Origin of the sequence: Massilia sp. CCM 8734, assembly GCF_011682155.1 — a bacterium.
Taxonomy (GTDB): domain Bacteria; phylum Pseudomonadota; class Gammaproteobacteria; order Burkholderiales; family Burkholderiaceae_D; genus Telluria_A; species Telluria_A rubra.
In genome coordinates, this window is record NZ_WHJI01000164.1 from 1 (window position 1) to 701 (window position 701).

The following is a 701-nucleotide window of genomic DNA, read 5'->3' on the forward strand; positions in this document are numbered from 1 at the left end:
GTCCTGCGATTGCGCAGCCACCCACCGGTCGATGGCGCGAAGTCTGGTCGGCTCGGCCATCGCAAGGAGCTTGGTGTTGCAGGCGAAACCAAAAATGAAGTCCATGTTCGACATCCCATCGATCAGGCTCATTAATTCAGGGCCACTGAAGTGTCCGTCGCCACGTACGAGAATATGCGTATCGGGGAAGTGCTGACGAATCCGTTTCAGAACGCGCCGCATGATCATCGCGTTCTCTTCGCCAAATGGTCGCCTTCCGGGGCGCAGCACCGCCGCGATCAAGCCGCCCGACTGGCCGTCGAAGATCATCAGCGGCAAGTAGCAGGTCGAACCATAATGGTGGTTGTAGAACGCCAGCGGCTGCTGGCCGTAGCACGCATCCTCGGAGTGATCCAGATCGAGAATCAAGCTCTTTGGCGGGCTGGCGAAGTTGGCAATGAACTGTTCGACCAGAGCCTCGCTGACGCGATAAATATCTTGACGACTTGCTGCGTGTTCGAAGCGTGAGATCGTCGCTCCCGATGCCAGCGCGCCGGCGGCATCAAACGGCAAACGGGCCGCGCCAAGTTTGAACATTGGGTCGTGGCGCAGGCGATTCGCGTCGTTGCCGTCCTCGTAGCCACAGCCGATTTGATAGATGCGCTGCGTCAGAAGATCGTGATACGAATGGCTGACGTAACTCTGATGGCGCCGGTCGGGCA

Annotated in this window: 1 protein-coding gene; it reads right to left on the minus strand. The window is 58.8% G+C overall.

The window, feature by feature from the left end:
- On the minus strand, nucleotides 1-701 hold a 701-nt coding region (locus tag F2P46_RS36060), incomplete at both ends, for an IS1380 family transposase (protein ID WP_166899314.1).